The following is an 18,195-nucleotide window of genomic DNA, read 5'->3' on the forward strand; positions in this document are numbered from 1 at the left end:
CGACGGACTGGCTGATGGCCGCTACTATCTCCGTGAGATCAAAGCGGCGGACGGTTATGTGCTCGACCCTGAGCTGAAAACGATCTATCTCCGCTACGGCTCCACGACAGAAATTGAATGGGCGAACACGCCGATACGCGGTCAAATCCAGATTGTCAAGAAGTCTGCCGACTACAATCCCACCAACGGCCTGCCTGCCGGTTCACTGCTGGAGGGTGCGGTATTCGAGGTTTACGACAAAGCCGGTAATGTGGTAGACACCATTCGGACAGACCGCAACGGCAGAGCCACCTCCAAGCTGCTCCCGCTCTCGCGCTATACCATCCGCGAGGTGCGTTCTCCGGCGTTCTATTCTGCCAGCCCGACCGCAATGACCGCCTATCTTGAGCACGAGGGGCAAATCGTGACCTTTGAGGTGACGAACGCCAGCGTGAACACCGGCGTTGCCATCAAGAAAACTGGCCCGTCCGAGGTCATGCCGGATCAGCCGATCCGTTACACATTCTCGCAGATCGGCAACACCTCCAACATTGCGCTCGATTCGTTCTACTGGCGCGACACGCTGCCTGCACAGGTCACGGTGAACAGGCTCGTCACTGGCACCTACAATCAAGCGCAGAACTATAAGATCGTCTACAAGGTCAACGGTGCCGGAGCGTATCGCACATTGGCAGATAACCTTTCCACCACGAAAAACTATGTGCTGGATATGCGTCCTGCCGTGATTGGCCTTGCCGCCAATGAGCGTGTGACCGAGATCATGTTTGTGTTCGGCACCGTTCCGGCAGGCTTTGCACAGGTCGAAACGCCCGCGCTCTATGGAACGGTCTGTGGCGGCCTGTCCAACGGCACGAGCCTTGTGAACAGCGTGGACATCGGCGGCCTTTACAACGGGCAATGGATTCAGGCGGTGTCCCGCTGGCTCACCACAGTGTACGCCAAGAACACGATGACGCTGCCCAAGACAGGGTACTAATATCCGAAGCATCGAAATGCGTCCCACCATGGGACACATTTCGACATTTTTACAGAGAGCATAGTACAACTATACGAGCTGGCGATAGTGATGTTCAAGGTCAACACAGACTGCATGATTATATTTTTCTGAGTGAGTTTTCGCCGGAATTTTCTTAAATTCTTCATAAGATTCGTAGCTGTTAAAGTATTTTAGCATATTAGAAAACTTTGATACTCCATCGATTGAAACACAAGTCATTAACGTCCAATAATGCATTTGCTTTCCAATAAACACATTATGTGCGCGGCGATAGCACTCAAATTGATCTCTCGACAAGTCAAACCAATGGTCACTTAGTAAGCGGAGTTTTGCAAATTCGGCTGGTGCCGTGTTTTTAAGCTCAGTCTCATTCGGCTCTAATGCTGCACTATCATGCTCAATGGAAAAAAGCAACCGACCAACAAAGCCTGCCAGCCAGTCAGATAGTCGAATGCAAATGTTATTCGCTGAGTCAAGTTCTTCAACGCTTTTGAATCGGTGTGTTGCATTTGCGGCTTTGATAGTATTGATTTCATTGTCAATAAAGATATTGACTCGGTTGGAGTTTATATGAAGGTCATCTCTAAGCAGATTATAGAGGCCATCGAAAGATTCGTGATAGGTCCAATCTACGCTATACTGGTTGCGAATGGGAATTTGCGGTTTGCTAATAATGTGAATAATTTGTGTAATAGCATTTATTTCTCTTGCTTTTCGTTTTATTCCATTGCCCGCATGATAAATCGACCTTAATTTTTCCGTAAGCAAGCTTACAAACTCATCTTGTGAAATTACCCCATTATAAAAATCCTGCAATGAGGGATGAACGCTAATCTGATATGTCCTTATCAATTTTGCCAGTGAGTAAATAAATTTCTTGTAGAGAAAGCCGTTTGCATCATACCAATCAGAGAATGGGAAAACGCTCCGCCATAATAACTCCCCTTTTCCTATGAAGTTGACTTGAAGCTTTAATTTTTGACTAAGGCAACAATCAAATACGGAATTATAGAAATCAATATCCAAATAATTAAAGCTTTTCAATCCGTAGGTATAGTGCTTTCCATTGATGATAGTGCTTTTAAGCTCACCCTGAATAGTGAACTGTTTCTTTGCTGTATGTTCAATTTTTTCAAGGCTCTCTGTAACAGCAGGAATATTGCTTTTCCTTGTTCCCCAAAAAAGGCCGATGTAGTAATCCAAGAAATTCTCTCGGGCAAACTGCTTTGCTGTTATCTTTCGATCGTGAAATGATTCATCAAAGAAAAAATCGTAATCCGTTGACATCGTGTACACCTCTCTTTTCCTATTTTGGTGTTCCGGTTCTCCCGTAATAATGTCTGAAATGCTACATGCTAATGGGGAAAATTCTGCATACATATATTATACATGAGTCACGACAATTATCTACATAAAAACATTGAATCCTCACGAACATTGAATCCCCACGCAGTATTTCTAAACCTTACAATAGGAGGAGACCATCATCAAACCGAAACAGACTGACTTTCGCAGCGCTGCCCTGATGTGGGCAGCGCTGTCCGCTGCGGTGGTATGGCTGGCGGCGATAGCTGCTTATGCCTACGAGGACGGCATGAACCTCTTTCAATGGACGGGGCGTTTCAGTCAAGTGCTGGAGCGCCCCTTTTCCATTGGCTGGATGCCCCACACGCTGAAATTCATCGCCTGTGCGCTGCTGCTCTATGCCGCTGCTATCGCACTCTACTACGGGGAACGGGAACATAAGCGCCCCGGCGAGGAACACGGCGGCGCAAAATGGGGCAGCGCAGGCGTCCTCGACCGCAAATACCGCGACCGCAAGCATCCCGATAACAATGTGATCCTCACCAAGCACGTCCAAATGGGACTGGATGGGCGCGTGCATCAGCGGAATTTGTTGCAGATCGTGGTCGGCGGTAGCGGTGCGGGCAAGAGCCGCGGCGTCATTGCACCGAACATTATGCTTGCTAACACGTCCTACATAGCCACAGATCCAAAGGGGGAAATTTTGCGTGCCACCGCGCCGCTGCTCCTGAAGCACGGCTACATTGTCCGCGTCTTTGACCTCATTGATCCTGTGCACTCCGATGCCTATAATCCGTTCCACTACATCCGAAAGGACGCGGACGTGTTCCGGCTGGTGGATAACTTCATCAAGAACACCACGCCGAAGAATGCTACACAGTCCGATCCGTTTTGGGAGAAAAGCGAAACGGCGCTGGACTGCGCGCTCATGCTCTATCTTCTGCACGAGGCACCGAAAGAGGAACAGACAATGGATATGGTGCTCACCATGCTCGACTACGCTGACGTGCATGACGACGATGAGGAGTACCAATCGCCTCTCGACCTGCTTTTCGAGGCGCTGCGGGAGGAAGAGCCGAATCATATCGCTGTGCGGCAGTATTCCATTTTTAAGGAGGCCCCCAGCAAGACGGCTATGAGCATTCTCGTGAGCGCCGCCGTTCGTCTCTCTGCCTTTACCTTGCCGGAGGTCCAGCGCATCACCAGCCACGACACACTGGAGCTGGGGCAGCTCGGAGAGCGTAAACAGGCGATCTTCTGCGTCATTCCCGACAGCAACGATACCTCGCTCAGCTTTCTCATCGGTATGCTCTACACGCAGGCGTTTCAGGAGCTTTATTACCGCGCGGACAAGGTGCATGGCGGACGATTGCCGGTCCCAGTCCGCTTGCTGTTCGATGAGTTTGCCAATGTTGCGCTGCCGGATGGCTACGAACGCTTGCAGGCGACTATGCGCAGCCGCAACCTCATGGCGACTATTATTCTGCAAAATATTTCTCAGCTCAAAGCCTTATTCAAGGATAGCTGGGAGGGCATCATCGGTAACGCGGATGCCTTTCTCTATTTAGGCGGGAATGAACAGAGCACGCACAAGTATGTATCGGAGCTGCTGGGGAAAGAGACGATCCAGGTGCAGAGCGTCAGCCAGAGCAAGGGACGCAGCGGCTCATACAGCAAGAGCACGCAGCTCATAGGCCGTGACCTGATGACGCCGGATGAGGTGCGGATGCTGGATAACCGGCTCTCCATTCTCCTCGTGCGCGGCGAAAAGCCAGTCATTGACGAGAAGTACGAACTGATGCGCCACCCAAACATCCACGAGACGGAATATGGCGGCGCTGCACCATACGTTCATCATGTAGCCTGCATCTACGCTGTGGACGATCTGCCCTTTACCTTTGAGACCCTGAATGAAATTGAAGTCTTAGAATTGGAGGAATCCCTATGAAAAAGGAAATGAATCCCAAAAGAAAGCGCCGCTTTTTCGCGGCGCTGATTCTTTGCCTTACCCTTTGCACCGTTCCTGCGCTGGCCGCAGACGATCCCCTCACCATTGTCAATAATCTGTCTGATTTTATCTTTTCCTGCATTAAGGCCGTCGGCGTCATCATCCTTGGCTGGGGCATTGTGCAGGTCGGCATGAGCGTGCAGAGCCACGATGCCAGCCAGCGCTCGCAGGGCTTTCTCTGTCTGCTCGGCGGGCTGCTGATCGCCTTTGCCAAGGAAATTCTGTCGGCGATCGGTGTGGTATGAGAAAGAAAAACCGTATTCTGAGCTGTGAGACGGTCACGCGCGGCTACATGATCTATGTGCAGACGCCGAATGACCAGCTCCACCACCGTCTATATTCCGGTTATTCAAAGCGGCAGGCGCTTTCTATGGCGCGGCATACGGACTTTGACCGTGAGGCGGGCTTGCTTTTCGGACAACCCTGCAAAACAGTAAAAGAGCGATAAAAGAAAACGCAGGAAATGCGTCCCACCGTGGGACGCATTTCCTGTCGAAGCATGGAGGTGATTTTCTATCAGCGATAACTGGATCATACGAACACTGGAAAATGCGCTGGATGGCTGGAACGGCAGACTTGCCGAGATTTGGACGCTGCTGACGACCTCGCCGGAGGGCTTCAAGGGCGGCGACATCTGGGCGCTGATCGTCCAGATCAATACCGCGCTGCAAGGTGTCGGGTACGGACTGCTCGTGCTGTTCTTTGCGATGGGCATCTTTCAATCTGCCGCGTCGTTCCGTGAGATGCAGCGGCCCGAATTTGCCCTGCGGCATTTTGTGCGCTTCCTGTGTGCAAAGGTCGCCGTAGGACATGGTATGGAGCTGATGCTGGCTGTATTCAACATCTGCGGCGGCATCATTGGTACGGTCGTGGGCGGTATGGGCGGCGCGGTATCGGAGGTGTCTGCACTGCCGGGCGAGATCGTAACGGCGATAGAGGATGTGACGATTTTGCAGTCCATCCCACTGTGGCTTGTTTCCGTATTGGGAAGTCTGATTATTACCGTTTTGTCCTTTATTTTGATCCTGACTGTCTATGGGCGCTTTTTCCGGCTCTATCTTTATACGGCCCTTGCGCCGATCCCGCTGGCTGCCTTTGCCGGCGAGGGAACGAGCGCCGCGGGCAAGGCATTTTTGAAGTCCTATACCGGCGTGTGCATGGAGGGCGCGGTGATCGTGCTTTCCTGCCTGATCTACTCCGCCTTCCTCTCCAGCAGCACACCGGCGGCAGATACAACACTTCCGGCCGTAACAATGGTGTGGCAATATGTTGGGCAGCTCGTATTCAATATGTTGATCCTTACAGGGCTTGTCAAGGGCGCGGACCGGATCGTGAAGGAGATGTTGGGGCTGTGAAAAAATACAATGTCATATACGCTGATCCACCGTGGCGCTATAAGGTATGGTCGGGCGGCGGCGCAGCAGACAAGCATTATCCTACCATGAGCATAGAAGATATTGCAGCCTTACCAGTGGATGAGTTGGCCGCAAAGGATTGCGCGCTCTTTTTATGGATCACATTCCCCATGCTCCATGAAGCGTGGGGTGTTATGCGGGCTTGGGGCTTTGACTTTAAGACCGTCGCTTTCGTATGGGTCAAGCTCAATCGCATGTCCAACTCGCTTTTCTGGGGCATGGGGCATTGGACAAGAGCCAATGCGGAAATATGTCTGCTTGCCACAAAAGGCAGTCCAAAACGGCAGGCAAAGAACATCCACCAAATCGTCATTTCCCATGTGGAAGAGCACAGCAAAAAGCCGGACGAGGTGCGGCGGCGCATCGAAGCTCTCATGGGCGATGTGCCGCGTGTGGAGCTGTTTGCCCGCCAGTCCTCAACCGGCTGGGATGTATGGGGGAACGAAGTACAAAGCGATATATCCCTTTGAGGCTGTGACGGCAAAGAAGAGAGGGGCGGTCAACCGTCCCTCTCTTCTTCACGATATAGCGGCGTTGCCCGTTCCAAAAGGCGCTTCCTGTACCACCGCTCTGTGCGTACCGCATCCACGATGCGGTACGTCCAGACCGCCAGCGCGAACAACGCGCCGCCGATCAGGAGCACGAGGTACACCGCTTTGTGCTCTGCGGTCCATTGCTGCCCCATGAGATACGGGAGCGAAAGACCGAGCACAAATGGCAGAAGCCGTATTTTCCATAAGAGCTTCAGCACGAGCGGAAGAGAAACAAGGATCAGGAACGCAGTCAAAAGCTGCTGTGGGATCGTCATAGCTGTCAAGCCTCCTTGTAAATTTTTCTACCATTATTATCTCATGCCTGCAAAAACCTGTCAAAAAATCGGAGGATTATCACCATGGAAGTCAAGATACCAAAAGAGATACGCAGCCACAGGGAAAGCATCTTCTTTGGCCTGTCGCTGCGCCAATTTATCTGTTCACTCGGCGCGGTCATGGTCGCTGTCATTGTCTACCTTGCCCTGACGCCTGTTGTCGGCAAGGAGATGGCCGGCTGGGTATGTATCCTTGCGGCAGCCCCTATTGCTGTCGCAGGCTTTTTTCACTACAACGGCATGACCTTTGGAGAATTTGTGTGCGCCTTTGTCAAGTCACAAATTCTCTGTGCGCGCGGGCGCGGCTTTGTCTCGGAGAATTTCTACTATACCGCATTGGGTCGAAAGGAGCGTGACGATTTTGATTAAAACGCTTGCCGCTGCCGAGCGCAGCGAGAAAGTCAAGTTTTCCATTCCGCGCAGCGTGCAGCAGTCGATCCCCATTCACCACATCTACGAGGGCGGTGTGTGGCAGGTCGGCACACGGCACAGCAAGTCGTGGCGCTTTGCCGATGTCAACTATGCTGCCGCGTCGGACGAGGATCGGGAGAGCATTTTTCGCTCCTATCAAAGTGTATTGAACGCCCTGCCGACCGACGCCGCGGCGAAGATCACCATTTTCAACCGCCGCATGAACCACGCGGATTTTGAGCGCACGGTGCTGATGAAGCCGCACGGCGACGCGCTGGACCGTTACCGCACAGAGTATAACAGGATACTTACGGATCAGGTCGGCGCAGGGAATAATCTTGTGCAGGAAAAGTATGTTACCATCTCCATCCCGCAGCGCAAGATCGAGGAGAGCCGCGCCTACTTCCGGCGCGTGGATGCAAACCTCACACAGAGCTTTGGTCGGCTGGACTCGGGCGCGTGGGAGATCTCCATGCAGGAGCGCCTACGGCTGCTGCATGACTTCTTTCGCCCCGGCGAGGAGGAGTTATTTTCGTATGAACAGGCGTCTGTACTCCGGCGCGGCATGGATTTCCGCGACCTGATCTGCCCGGATGGGCTGCGTTTCCGCGACAGCTATTTTGAGATGGGGGACAAGTTCGGCCGCGTCCTGTTCCTCAAGGATTTCGGCAGCTATCTCCGCGACGATATGATCGCGGACCTCTCCGCCATTTCGCGCAGCCTTGTCCTCTCCATCGACATTCTGCCGATCCCCACGGACGAGGCGGTACGCGAGGTACAGAGCCGTATCCTCGGCATCGAGACGGACATTACGCGCTGGCAACAGCGGCAAAACGATAAAAACAACTTTTCCGCGTCTGTCCCCTATGAGTTGGAGCAGCTGCGCGCAGAGGCCAAGGAGTATTTGGACGATCTCACCGTGCGCGACCAGCGCATGATGTTCGCCGTCGTGACGCTCGTTCATATTGCCGATACGCTCGAACAGCTCAACGCCGACACGGAGACGCTGCGCACGATTGGGCGGGAGCACTCCTGCCATTTTGCCACGCTTTACTACCAGCAGGAGGACGGCCTGAATACCGTCCTGCCTTACGGTCTGCGCCGGATCAAGGCGCTGCGGACGCTGACGACCGAGAGTACGGCGGTCCTCATGCCGTTTCGCGCGCAGGAGATTCAGGACGCAGGCGGCATCTGCTATGGCGTCAACGCCGTCAGCAAAAACCTGCTCATTTGCAACCGCAAGCGGCTGATCTCGCCCCACGCTTTTTATCTCGGCGTATCGGGCAGCGGCAAATCGGTCGGCATGAAGAATACCGTTGCCAGCATCGCGCTCTCGACCCACGACGATATTATCATCATCGACGCCGAGCGGGAGTATGGCGATCTTGTCCGTGCGCTGGGCGGTGAGATCATCGAAATTTCCCCAAGCAGCCCGCATCACATCAATCCGCTGGAGCTGGGCGAGGGCTACGACACCGACGAGAATCCCATCGCGGTCAAGGCAGAAGTCATCACCAGCATTTTAGAACAGCAGATGGGTGCAGGAACACTCACGGGCTCGCATAAGTCCATCATTGACCGCTGCACAGCCAATGTTTACCGTCCCTATCTTAAAAGCCGCGGCAAGCAGCCTGCACCGCTCCTGACGGACTGGCGCAATGAAGTCATGCGGCAGGTTGATCCCGAAGCGCGGGAGATCGCGCTGGCGGCTGAGCTGATCACAGAGGGCAGTCTGAATGTATTTGCGCACGCCGGCAACGTCAATATGGACAGCCGCATTATCGCCCTTGACCTCTATGAGATGGGTGAGCAGCTGCGTCCCACGGCGCTTGTTGTGACGCTGGAGGCGATCCAGAATCGCGTCGCCGCCAACCGCAAGCGCGGCAAATTCACATGGGTATTTATTGACGAGTGCTATCTCTATTTCAAGTACAAATACTCTGCCGATGTGCTGTACCGCGCGTGGAAGCGCTGGCGCAAATACGGTGCGCCGCTGACCGCCGCGACGCAGAATGTGGAAGAGTGCCTGAAATCGGAGACGGCGCGGCTCATGCTGGCAAACAGCGAATTTCTGCTGCTTTTCAATCAGGCGGCGACAGACCGCGCGGAGCTGGGGAAGCTGCTGCGCCTGTCGGATACGCAGATGGGCTATGTGACCAATGTGGAAGCCGGTCATGGCCTTTTGCGGATGGGCGGCGCGCTTGTTCCGTTCGTCAATACGATCCCCAAGGACACGGAGCTGTACCGCCTGATGACAACGACGCCTAATGAAAAGTTCTGAATAATGGAAAGAAATGCGAAGAACGGCTGAGTTTCAGCCGTTCTTACCCAAATATCTTTTGATAAAATTTTCCGTTTCGTTGTCATAGCGATTGTAGCCAGGATAACAGACTTTGGTCTTTCTGCCAACTTGTCTGGAATTCGGCTGGAAGATCGAGATTTGCTGTTTCCAATGCTTTGCGCTTCATTTCCGCATCCGCACGGGCGTAAACCTCGGTCGTTTCAATTTGCACATGTCCAAGAAAATCTCGAATGTAATGAAGATCAACATCCGCACGGAGCAGGTGCATTGCTTTGGAATGGCGGATAATATGCGGAGTAATCCCTTTTTTGCCCTCCATCCAAGAAACTTGCGCCATGTATTTATTTAGAATATAAGTGACTCCGGGACGGGTCAGTCGCTTTCCTTGGTGGTTGACAAACACTGGATCATCTGGTTTCCGCGCAGCGTCCAAATGCCACATATTCAGATACTTTTGCAATATGGTTGCCGTCTGTGACATAAGCGGAACGACGCGCACTTTTCTTCCTTTGCCATAGAGCCGGATCGTTGCTGGCGTTTCCAGACGAATATCTAACAAGCAAAGATCAATCAGTTCTTGCACTCTTGCACCAGAGTCATAGAGCAAACACAACAGCGCCGTATCTCGTATTCCATATTTTTTCGTCTGGTCCGGAAGGGAAAGCAGTTCTTTCAGCACCTGTTCCGGCAGGTATTCCACAAATCTCTTTTCTGTTTCTTTCATCGGAATGGCAAGGATACGCTGGCAATGCAGCAGCATTTCTGGATTTTGGAACTGCACATATCGAAAGAACGCATGGATTGCAGCTAACCGCACATTCCTCGTCGAAGCGCTGTTCCCTCGGTTCACTTCCAGCCAATCCAAAAAGCAAATAACCAAGTCGGCATCAATATCAACCAAGCAAATCCTGTCTATCTTCTTGTTCATCTCCTTCATAAATAATAAGAGCAGGCAAAAGGTGTCCCGGTATGACTTTATAGTATTGGGGCTAAGATTTCTTGCGCCTGCCAAATGTTTGGTAAGGTAATTTGAAATGCAGATAGCAAAATCAGATGGATGTTTCATTTGAGTTGTCCTCCAACGGTATTAAGTTGCCAAACAAAGATTCGGATTGCTTTAGGATAGCCGGAAAACTTTCGGCGGAGAGATGAATGTACTGGCTGGTTGCCTGCACACTTCTGTGTCCCATATATGTCATCAACAGCGGAAGCACTGCATAGGGGTCTTCACCATGCGCTGTCAGCTTTTGCAGACTGTGTACGCAAAATGTGTGTCTCAAGTCATGCAGCCGCGGCCCTTTTCCCTTGCCGCGGTATGGAATGCCAGCCCTGAAAAGAATGTCCCTAAATGTTGTGTCCATTGTTGCAAGACTGTATCTGGAACCATCCGGTGAGGGAAAAAAGTATTCATCTTTCCTGAGAAACCCCATCTGTTCACTGTACGCCATAAAGCGTGCCCTCAAATTGTCATCCAGCGGAATGAGGCGATCCAGACTTGTTTTTGTGTTTCGCAGGAGAAAGAAACCATCCTCGAAATGAACATCACCCACAGTTAGATTCAACGCCTCAGAAATGCGGAGTCCGCAAAAGCATAGGACACGGAACAACAAAGGATAGACGATATGGCGCTTCGGGCTGCACTTGTTGAACCGAAACCCATCAACGACTGCTAAGATTCGCGCAATCTCATCATAGGTAAAAATATAAGGAACAAAGTCATGCACTTTTCTTGGAATCAGTTCAGATGGAATTCGATATGCGGAAAAACCGTTGCGGTTCATAAAATCCGCAAGGCGTTGCATGATATAGATGCGGTGTTCAATCGTTGCGGATTTTTGGTGCGCTTTCGGCGCTATCCATTCGAGCATAAGTTCTTTACTCAAGGAATTTTTGCAGTCTCTCCCCAGAAGAAAGGTATCGAAGCTCTTCAAATATGCTTCAATACTGTTGTATTTGAATCCGAATCGCTGTTTTTCTGCAACGAATGCAGACAGCAGCGGAGCAAGATCACTTTCGAAAACTGCTGTTTTAGGTGGTGACTGCATAATTTTCACCCTCCACTAAGGTGCAGCACCGCAGCTGCTCCGTATCTGCGCGTAAATATTGCATAGTGGTCTCCAGACTTTTGTGACCGAGAATCTCCGAAATAACCGGAAGCGGAATCTCTTTCCTTAGAAGTTCGTTGGCCAGACTGTGCCGAAGTGTGTGCATCCCGTGATTTTTCTCCGGCGTGACCTCAATGCCCGCCTTATACAGATACTTGTTAAACATACCGTAGAGGTGATTGTTGTCACTGAATTTTTGAAATGGCGGTTTATGTGTAATGAACACCAGCTTCAAATCAGATGCGGGACGCCCATTCTTCACATAGTCAATAATTGCCTGTCCGACATCTTCAAACAAAGGAAGAACCAATGGCTCATTTGTCTTGTACTGCGAGATCTGAATACAATTCTTTTCCCACTTTATATTGTCAAATTCCAATCGAATCACATCGCTGACCCTAATTCCAAGCCGGGCAACCAGCAGAATGATTGCGTAATCCCGTTTACCGACGGGACTGGCTAAATCAATGCAAGCCAGGATTTTATCAATATCTTCTCTGGTCCAAGTAGACGGAATGTGTTTTCGCTTCAGCAGTACGTTGGACTTTGGAATAAAAAGAGACAAGTCATCCTTTGTAAATTCATTTAGGTAGAGATACCGAAAGAAGACACGCAGATGGCAAAGCGTGGCGCGAAGATTTCTGACAAGATCCGGAATAGATGTAGATAAAAAAGATGAGATATGCTCTGGCGTCATATCTCTAAAAGAATCCACTCCTACGCTATGCAGATGGTTGGTGATGCGTTTTAGTGTACGTTCGTAATTGACAATAGTTTCTGGCTTGCTGTTCTGACTCCGCAGATGCGAGATGAAATCTTCTGTTATAGCTCGGAAAGACTCAACCCACGGCAAATCCTTGAACCACGGCGTATGATAGTTTCTGATTTTTCCATAACGGCGATATTCCAGCAAGTTGCGAAGCGCGGCTCTTACCTCATACTGCCGTTTGGAAACATTGATATTCCCACTCTGAATATCGTAGTTTTTCAGCAGAAACTCATCCATTGACGCTTCATCAATGTCGAGACTTCCATGGAAAAAGCAATACTCTTTCCAATAGCGTTGACGCAGCCCGATGGTGCTGTCAGTGTACCCCAAATCACGTAATGCATCTGAAATACCCCGAAGCTCTTTGTTGAAATTGTTTGTAATCATAGACACACTCTCCTTTCAAGGTGGTGTGTCTATTGTCGTTGAAAGGAGACATCCATGCAATTATTATCGCAAGTTTTTTCCATAAAAATGCTTTATAGACAGCTAATTACAATCACTCTTTCCATTTATAAAAACTTTTCATTAGGGCGGGTATGCAAAGCTTTGCATAAGACGCCGAATGAAAAGTTTTGAATCATGAATAGAAATATGACGAAATGTGTCCCACGGTGGGACACATTTTTTCGACGAGAGGAGGCTGATTTTTGCTTACGTTAGGAAGCCTTTTTGACGGGATCGGAGTATTCCCCTATGCCGCCGAGCGCAACGGCATTTTGCCGGTTTGGGCGAGCGAGATCGAGAAATATCCTATCTCCATCACCAGACGGCATTTTCCCAATATGCTGCATTTAGGCGATATTACAAAGCTGAACGGTGGGAAGATACCCGCCGTCCATGTACTGACCTTTGGCTCCCCGTGCCAAAATCTTTCACTCTGCGGCACGCGCACAGGACTTGCCGGAGAGAAGTCGAGCCTGTTTTTTCAGGCAATTCGGATCATACAGGAAATGAGGGATGCAAGTGGAGGTAAGTTTCCAGTTATCTGTCTTTGGGAAAATGTCATGGGAGCGTTTACATCAAATGACGGGATGGATTTTAGAGCCGTGCTCGGAGCGTTCGAGGACACCGAGATTTCAATGCCTACTTCTGGAAACTGGGCAGGCGCCGGAATGGTGCGAGGGCGATGTCCTGATCTCGCCTGGCGGCTTATGGATGCCCGCTATTGGGCAGGCCCCGGACGATTGGCGCGGCGGCAGCGAATTTTCCTCGTGGCCGATTTTGGAGGGCGGCGTGCTCACCAAATACTGTTTAAGCCCCGCGCAATGCTCACACTTCCTCGCCCTTGCACAGCGGGCGGGCTGCCCGCCGCCGAAAGAGATCGAGGCCCTGTTATTGAAACAGGGGGGCGTGTACCCATCCTCCGTCCCTTTCAGCTCTACCGGATGCGGGGAGCAGCTAAGCATGGGCAGCACACGCAGTTCCGCGGCAGCTTTGGACGGGCAGCAGACCCTTTTCCCACTCTATTAGCCAGTGGCGTCACGCCTTTTGCCTTCTGGTACGCGGATGATTCGGCGGGCGGCTGCATTCGTTTTCCAACAGAAATTGAGAGCGAACGGCTCATGGGTCTGCCGGACAACTGGACAAAGTACGGTGAAAACGGTGAGCTGATCCCGTCGATGCACCGTTATCGGGCGCTCGGCAATTCGGTCGCGCTGCCATGTGCCGATTACATCATGGCGGGCATCGCCGCCGCGCTGCGGGAATAGGCTTCAAAAGAATAAATCTCACCGTGAGACGCATTTTCGCACTCAAAAAGGAGATCTGTCATGTCAGATATACACAAGCGGGATTACGGGCGTGAGCTGGAAAAAAAGAAAAGCAGGCGTACACAAAAGCACCGTGCATCACAGCACCGGCTTACCGCCAAATTCAAGAAAGAGCTGGCCGGAAAGAAACGGCAAGAGCAGACCGCGGAGAGCCGTGCCGCAGAGCAGGCCGAACAGAGCACCGAGCTTTTAACGCAAGAGGGCGCAACGCGGTTCGCCAGCGGAGCAGCCACTCTTCTATTGCACGGAAAGAAAAATCAAATCGGAAACGAACAAGAGTTCTCTGATAATAACCCATCTATCCATCCATCGAATCAAGCGACCACGGCACCGGACGAAACGGTGCCGTGGAACGCAAAAAAGCCTGCCGACGCATGGCGGCAGCAGGCAAAGGAGGAGATGAGCAAAAAAATACAGGCAGAGTACAGCGGCAGCGGACTTGTTTCTACGGGAAATGGACAAAGGGCAGAATATCGTGCGAGGTCAAGATCCGCTCGCGCATCAGCCAAGCCCGCATCATCGCAAAGCAGCCGACAAGCAGCAGCGTCCGAGCGTGGCCGCCGTCTTGCCATGCAGCGCAAACGGCAGGAGCGCGCAACAACATTGATTCAACGAACCGGTGCGAAAATTCTTGACTGGCTGCGGCGCGGTGCGGCTGTGACGACAGCAGGCGCAAAGGCTTTGACTTCGTTCTTTCTCGCAGCAGGCGGCGCCGTGACTGCGTTCGTGCTCTTTAGCGGGATCGTCCTCGTTGCGGCGCTCATGGCGTCGCCGTTCGGCATTCTCTTCGCCAACGAGCCGTCTCCCGATACGATCCCGCTCAATGCTGCTGTTGCAGAGGTCAGCAAAGAGGTTTGCTCTACTTTGGCGGAGCTGCAAGATGGCGATTATGACAGCATTGACCTGACCGGCGCACTCCCAGGCTGGCGGGAGGTCATAGCGGTTTTTGCCGTGAGGACCGCAGGCGCAGAAAACGGCGTGGATGTTGCCACAATGGATGCTGACCGTGTAGACAGGCTCAGGGCCGTCTTTTGGGATATGACCGAGATCACGTCCGAGGTCGATACGATCTACCATGACGGCGGTGAGAATGGTGAGGACTGGACAGAACACATTTTGCACCTTGCCGTCGCAGCAAAATCAGCGGAAGAAATGAGTACAGACTATCGCTTCACAGCGTACCAGAAAAAGGCTCTTGCCGAGCTGCTGGATGATCCTGCGCTCCTTGATGCACTGCTCCATGACCTCGACAGCCTGCAATACGACGCCGCCATGCTGCGACGCGCCCTGCCAAGAAATCTATCCAAAGAACGCCGCGCCGTGGTGGAACGGGCGTTGTCGCTCGCCGGAAAGGTCAACTACTTCTGGGGCGGCAAAAGCCTTGTGTTCGGCTGGGACGACCGCTGGGGGCAACTTGCCAAGGTCACAGCGGACGGCAGCTCCACCACCGGCACTTACCGACCATACGGTTTAGACTGTTCCGGCATGGTAGACTGGGCCTTTTACAACGCGACCAACGGCAGCTATGTTATCGGCCACGGCGGGGGTGCAGCTATGCAGCATAGCTACTGTACGCCAGTCCGCTGGGAGGACGCACAGATCGGCGACCTCGCCTTTTATCCGGATGATGAACACGTCGGCATTGTGGCAGGCTGGGACAAGGACGGCAGCATTCAGATCGTGCATTGTGCGAGCAGCTACAACAACGTGGTTATTACCGGAAAGGAAGGCTTTGTTGTGGTCGGCCATCCCATATACTATACAAATGATTGAGGGCCTTCACATACGCTGTGAAAGCCCTCAACAATCCTATGATACAGCAATTATGCAGAGACGTCAATCTAAACTTCCGCACTTGTACTGCACTTTATTGCGCGCTTTACCTCTGCGAGATCTTCGTAAAAACTACAAGGCCTAAATTTACAGTAATTATAATATTTTATATCTATCCAATTACCTATATAATTTACCAGGTCCTTATTTATTGCATCAAATGATTGCCAAAAGCTATCGCTATCAAGTCTTCCTTCCAAGGTAAGCCTTGCCGCATCAAATTCAAAACGATAGTCCTCAAGAATAAATCTTAAACTCTCGTCATACACCTCGTTAATTTTTAGTATGTATTGTTGGTTATCTATTTGAGCAATAGCTTTTTCAATTCCATCTATGCGTTCCCTCAACTGTCTGCTAAAAAATGACATTAACTCTGTTTGCCTATTATTATCACACTCTGCAAATTCTCTCTTTGTTGTTTCGTACCATTCAGTCCATGTATGCTTCTCAATGGAATAGTCGTTGTTTTTGTAAGCAATACAACACAAGCATGACCAAGTTTGGATATAACACATTATCTGATACTGTAAGTTACTATATACTGCATCGTATACACTATTTGCCTTTTCATTTCTTTCCCTAACATTTCCAATTTCAATTAACAAGGCAACGAATGTAGACGCAACAACCCCCAATGCCAAGTTTTTGATTATATCCGAAACGGTACTGCCAGTAATAGTGTTATGAATAACTGCAGCAATCATTGCTGCCACAGAACCTACACAAATAAGGCAATATAGTTTCCAATTCAATTTATACGGATTGTTGATATGCCTCTTCAACATTTGTTCTCTCCTATCTTTTTTTAGTGTAAATTTACTTTTTACTGCTTCCCCAAATATGTTAAGTACGATATAGGCTTAAATGGGATTTTGTTGTTTTGTTTTCATTTTCATCTTCGTCGCCGTCAGCTCGTAACTCAGATCCAGCAGCACCTTGAGCTTTTCGTCCGGCACACTGCCGTCCAGAGCGACCGTGATCCAATTCGCCTTGCTCATGTGATACGCGGGAAAGATACCGGCATCGCCCCGAAGCGATCCGACCAGAATGGGATCGCACTTGAGGTTGACGACATCTATCATATCCGCGCTCGGCAAGCCGAGCTTGCTTTTCGGTATGTCCATTACCAAGGCAAACCACTTTTGGTTATTGTTGTGACGGAACACCTCAAAGCGGGGATGGTTGAGCCACGGGCGGTCCGGCTCTGCGCTGTAGTTGCTCAATACGAATTGTCTCAGCTCTTCCCGATCCATCGAATCACACTCCGCAAAACATATTCTCGCATCATCATTATAGCACAAGCTCTGACTTCCTGTATACCCACATTCTGCCTACTATCAAGGGCGGGGACGCTGTCCCCGCCCTGCTTTTTTCATATTGGCCTAAAACAATAACGGCCACCGGCGCAAGTGCCGACAGCCGTTATTTGAACGATACAACATCATCCGGCGTGCAGCCGATGATCCTGCACAGCTTCTCCAGTGTAATCATCGTGATGTTCCTGTTTTTCTTGAGAGAATCGAGCGTATGGTTATCAATGCCGCTCTGCAAAAGCTGATACTGCGTCACATTATTCCGCTCCATGGTTTCCCACAACGGTCCGTAATCGACTATCGCCATCACCACATTTCCTGCCGAATAATGAAATTATATGTGGTATTTTGAGAAAATCATATTGTGATTATACCCACAATATGGTAAATTGAAAGCGGAACGGACAAGAGCGCAGACACAAATCGTCGAAAAATGCGTCCCACCGTGGGACGCATTTGGGAGCTTACTTTGATTTCAAGATCCGATCCGAGAATACAGAGGCATTGATAAGATCGGCAGGATCGACCTCCAACGCATCGGCAATATCAAAGAATACATCCAGAGAGAACCCGTGGGCCATGTTCGGCGCTTCGATCGTGCTGATAAGGGAGCGGCTGACGCCGGCTCTTTCCGCCAACTTCTCCTGAGATAAGCCACGCATTTTTCGAAGCGCCGCGATAGCGATCCCAAGCTGTACGAAACGGTCACGATTTTTGAAGGAAACTTCTTTGCTCATACGGTGCCCTGCCTTTCCGATGATAAGCAATTATACCGTTTCCTATTATTTCTTTCTGTACTCAATAGAAAGCTATTGATTTAATTAGTAAGCAATATTATATTAAAAGAAAGCACATGATGGAATTGGTAGAGGATACAAATAGAGAGAAGGAACCGTTATGAAGAACTATCGTTGTGCGATTTTCGGCCAGAACACGATCTGCTTCAAATGGGGCTTCGATGAAGATGACGAATATTGCATTGCCATGAAACAGGAGCTTTTGCAGAAAATCATGGAGCTGCGGCAGCAGGATGTAACACAGTTCTATACGGCCTGTGACCACGGCATCGGCCTTTATGCCGCTGAGCAGATCAATGT

General features: G+C 50.7%; 19 protein-coding genes. 10 read left to right on the forward strand and 9 right to left on the reverse strand.

Annotated features, from left to right (window positions below; translation table 11 throughout):
* Nucleotides 1-976 (forward strand): collagen binding domain-containing protein (locus KQI17_RS12295; RefSeq protein ID WP_253285828.1); only part of this gene is annotated, 976 nt, incomplete at its 5' end.
* A gap of 69 nt (nt 977-1,045) precedes the next feature.
* On the opposite strand, the gene KQI17_RS12300 is transcribed toward KQI17_RS12295, so the two are convergent.
* Complete coding sequence (locus KQI17_RS12300) at nt 1,046-2,284, reverse strand: DUF3800 domain-containing protein (RefSeq protein ID WP_216496504.1); 1,239 nt, start codon at nt 2,282-2,284, stop codon at nt 1,046-1,048.
* A 238-nt stretch (nt 2,285-2,522) separates the two neighbouring features.
* On the opposite strand from KQI17_RS12300, the gene KQI17_RS12305 reads away from it, so the two are divergent.
* The 4 genes from KQI17_RS12305 to KQI17_RS12320 all read left to right on the forward strand — a co-directional run bounded on the left by KQI17_RS12305 (nt 2,523) and on the right by KQI17_RS12320 (nt 6,195).
* Entirely contained in the window at nt 2,523-4,250 is a 1,728-nt protein-coding gene (locus tag KQI17_RS12305; RefSeq protein WP_216496505.1) for a VirD4-like conjugal transfer protein, CD1115 family, read from the forward strand.
* Entirely contained in the window at nt 4,247-4,555 is a 309-nt protein-coding gene (locus KQI17_RS12310) for a TrbC/VirB2 family protein (protein WP_216496506.1), read from the forward strand. The genes KQI17_RS12305 and KQI17_RS12310 overlap by 4 nt, the downstream gene beginning before the upstream one ends.
* Before the next feature lie 270 nt (nt 4,556-4,825).
* Nucleotides 4,826-5,665 carry a hypothetical protein gene (locus KQI17_RS12315; RefSeq protein WP_216496519.1) on the forward strand — a complete coding sequence of 280 codons (840 nt, stop codon included), beginning with the start codon at nt 4,826-4,828 and terminating at the stop codon, nt 5,663-5,665.
* The gene (locus tag KQI17_RS12320; RefSeq protein ID WP_216496507.1) at nt 5,662-6,195 is read left to right on the forward strand and encodes an MT-A70 family methyltransferase; all 534 of its coding nucleotides are present in this window, start codon (nt 5,662-5,664) and stop codon (nt 6,193-6,195) included. Before KQI17_RS12315 ends, KQI17_RS12320 begins: the two co-directional genes overlap by 4 nt.
* Nucleotides 6,196-6,224: 29 nt before the next feature.
* Here the strand turns inward: KQI17_RS12320 and KQI17_RS12325 are convergent, their stop codons facing one another.
* Complete coding sequence (locus KQI17_RS12325; protein WP_216496508.1) at nt 6,225-6,533, reverse strand: hypothetical protein; 309 nt, start codon at nt 6,531-6,533, stop codon at nt 6,225-6,227.
* Nucleotides 6,534-6,617: 84 nt separating this feature from the next.
* Between KQI17_RS12325 and KQI17_RS12330 the strand changes: the two genes are divergently transcribed.
* Complete coding sequence (locus tag KQI17_RS12330) at nt 6,618-6,962, forward strand: PrgI family protein (protein ID WP_216496509.1); 345 nt, start codon at nt 6,618-6,620, stop codon at nt 6,960-6,962.
* A complete protein-coding gene (locus KQI17_RS12335) occupies nt 6,955-9,285 on the forward strand; it encodes a VirB4-like conjugal transfer ATPase, CD1110 family (RefSeq protein ID WP_216496510.1) in 2,331 nt (776 codons plus the stop codon). The genes KQI17_RS12330 and KQI17_RS12335 overlap by 8 nt, the downstream gene beginning before the upstream one ends.
* An 82-nt stretch (nt 9,286-9,367) precedes the next feature.
* Here the strand turns inward: KQI17_RS12335 and KQI17_RS12340 are convergent, their stop codons facing one another.
* From KQI17_RS12340 to KQI17_RS12350, 3 genes are read right to left on the reverse strand one after another with little or no spacing between them, the layout of a single operon-like run.
* Nucleotides 9,368-10,372, reverse strand: coding sequence for a tyrosine-type recombinase/integrase (locus KQI17_RS12340; RefSeq protein WP_216496511.1), 1,005 nt, complete (start codon nt 10,370-10,372; stop codon nt 9,368-9,370).
* Nucleotides 10,356-11,351, reverse strand: coding sequence for a tyrosine-type recombinase/integrase (locus KQI17_RS12345; RefSeq protein ID WP_216496512.1), 996 nt, complete (start codon nt 11,349-11,351; stop codon nt 10,356-10,358). The genes KQI17_RS12340 and KQI17_RS12345 overlap by 17 nt, the downstream gene beginning before the upstream one ends.
* Nucleotides 11,335-12,567, reverse strand: a complete 1,233-nt coding sequence (locus tag KQI17_RS12350) for a site-specific integrase (protein ID WP_177832213.1) — start codon at nt 12,565-12,567, stop codon at nt 11,335-11,337. Before KQI17_RS12350 ends, KQI17_RS12345 begins: the two co-directional genes overlap by 17 nt.
* Before the next feature lie 263 nt (nt 12,568-12,830).
* Between KQI17_RS12350 and KQI17_RS12355 the strand changes: the two genes are divergently transcribed.
* Together KQI17_RS12355 and KQI17_RS12360 are read left to right on the forward strand one after the other, a co-directional pair.
* A complete protein-coding gene (locus tag KQI17_RS12355) occupies nt 12,831-13,892 on the forward strand; it encodes a DNA cytosine methyltransferase (RefSeq protein ID WP_216496513.1) in 1,062 nt (353 codons plus the stop codon).
* Nucleotides 13,893-14,555: 663 nt separating this feature from the next.
* Complete coding sequence (locus KQI17_RS12360) at nt 14,556-15,725, forward strand: C40 family peptidase (protein WP_216496514.1); 1,170 nt, start codon at nt 14,556-14,558, stop codon at nt 15,723-15,725.
* Nucleotides 15,726-15,793: 68 nt separating this feature from the next.
* On the opposite strand, the gene KQI17_RS12365 is transcribed toward KQI17_RS12360, so the two are convergent.
* From KQI17_RS12365 to KQI17_RS12380, 4 genes are all read right to left on the reverse strand, one after another.
* On the reverse strand, nt 15,794-16,570 hold the full coding sequence (locus tag KQI17_RS12365) for a hypothetical protein (protein ID WP_216496515.1): 777 nt from the start codon (nt 16,568-16,570) through the stop codon (nt 15,794-15,796).
* Nucleotides 16,571-16,645: 75 nt separating this feature from the next.
* Nucleotides 16,646-17,038, reverse strand: a complete 393-nt coding sequence (locus KQI17_RS12370) for an MmcQ/YjbR family DNA-binding protein (RefSeq protein WP_216496516.1) — start codon at nt 17,036-17,038, stop codon at nt 16,646-16,648.
* 169 nt (nt 17,039-17,207) lie between these two features.
* The gene (locus KQI17_RS12375) at nt 17,208-17,405 is read right to left on the reverse strand and encodes a helix-turn-helix transcriptional regulator (RefSeq protein WP_253285829.1); all 198 of its coding nucleotides are present in this window, start codon (nt 17,403-17,405) and stop codon (nt 17,208-17,210) included.
* A gap of 157 nt (nt 17,406-17,562) precedes the next feature.
* Nucleotides 17,563-17,835 carry a helix-turn-helix domain-containing protein gene (locus KQI17_RS12380; protein WP_216496517.1) on the reverse strand — a complete coding sequence of 91 codons (273 nt, stop codon included), beginning with the start codon at nt 17,833-17,835 and terminating at the stop codon, nt 17,563-17,565.
* A gap of 160 nt (nt 17,836-17,995) precedes the next feature.
* Between KQI17_RS12380 and KQI17_RS12385 the strand changes: the two genes are divergently transcribed.
* Nucleotides 17,996-18,195 (forward strand): SLOG family protein (locus KQI17_RS12385; protein WP_216496518.1); only part of this gene is annotated, 200 nt, incomplete at its 3' end.

This window comes from Oscillibacter sp. MSJ-31 (assembly GCF_018918025.1).
GTDB lineage: Bacteria > Bacillota > Clostridia > Oscillospirales > Oscillospiraceae > Hominicoprocola.

Bases quoted from the DNA above. Each gene is read 5' to 3' on its own strand.
- KQI17_RS12300 (WP_216496504.1), bottom strand. From the start codon at position 2,284: ATGTCAACGGATTACGATTTTTTCTTTGATGAATCATTTCACGATCGA.
- KQI17_RS12305 (WP_216496505.1), top strand. From the start codon at position 2,523: ATGTGGGCAGCGCTGTCCGCTGCGGTGGTATGGCTGGCGGCGATAGCT.
- KQI17_RS12310 (WP_216496506.1), top strand. From the start codon at position 4,247: ATGAAAAAGGAAATGAATCCCAAAAGAAAGCGCCGCTTTTTCGCGGCG.
- KQI17_RS12325 (WP_216496508.1), bottom strand. From the start codon at position 6,533: ATGACGATCCCACAGCAGCTTTTGACTGCGTTCCTGATCCTTGTTTCT.
- KQI17_RS12330 (WP_216496509.1), top strand. From the start codon at position 6,618: ATGGAAGTCAAGATACCAAAAGAGATACGCAGCCACAGGGAAAGCATC.
- KQI17_RS12340 (WP_216496511.1), bottom strand. From the start codon at position 10,372: ATGAAACATCCATCTGATTTTGCTATCTGCATTTCAAATTACCTTACC.
- KQI17_RS12345 (WP_216496512.1), bottom strand. From the start codon at position 11,351: ATGCAGTCACCACCTAAAACAGCAGTTTTCGAAAGTGATCTTGCTCCG.
- KQI17_RS12350 (WP_177832213.1), bottom strand. From the start codon at position 12,567: ATGATTACAAACAATTTCAACAAAGAGCTTCGGGGTATTTCAGATGCA.
- KQI17_RS12365 (WP_216496515.1), bottom strand. From the start codon at position 16,570: ATGTTGAAGAGGCATATCAACAATCCGTATAAATTGAATTGGAAACTA.
- KQI17_RS12370 (WP_216496516.1), bottom strand. From the start codon at position 17,038: ATGGATCGGGAAGAGCTGAGACAATTCGTATTGAGCAACTACAGCGCA.
- KQI17_RS12375 (WP_253285829.1), bottom strand. From the start codon at position 17,405: ATGGCGATAGTCGATTACGGACCGTTGTGGGAAACCATGGAGCGGAAT.
- KQI17_RS12380 (WP_216496517.1), bottom strand. From the start codon at position 17,835: ATGAGCAAAGAAGTTTCCTTCAAAAATCGTGACCGTTTCGTACAGCTT.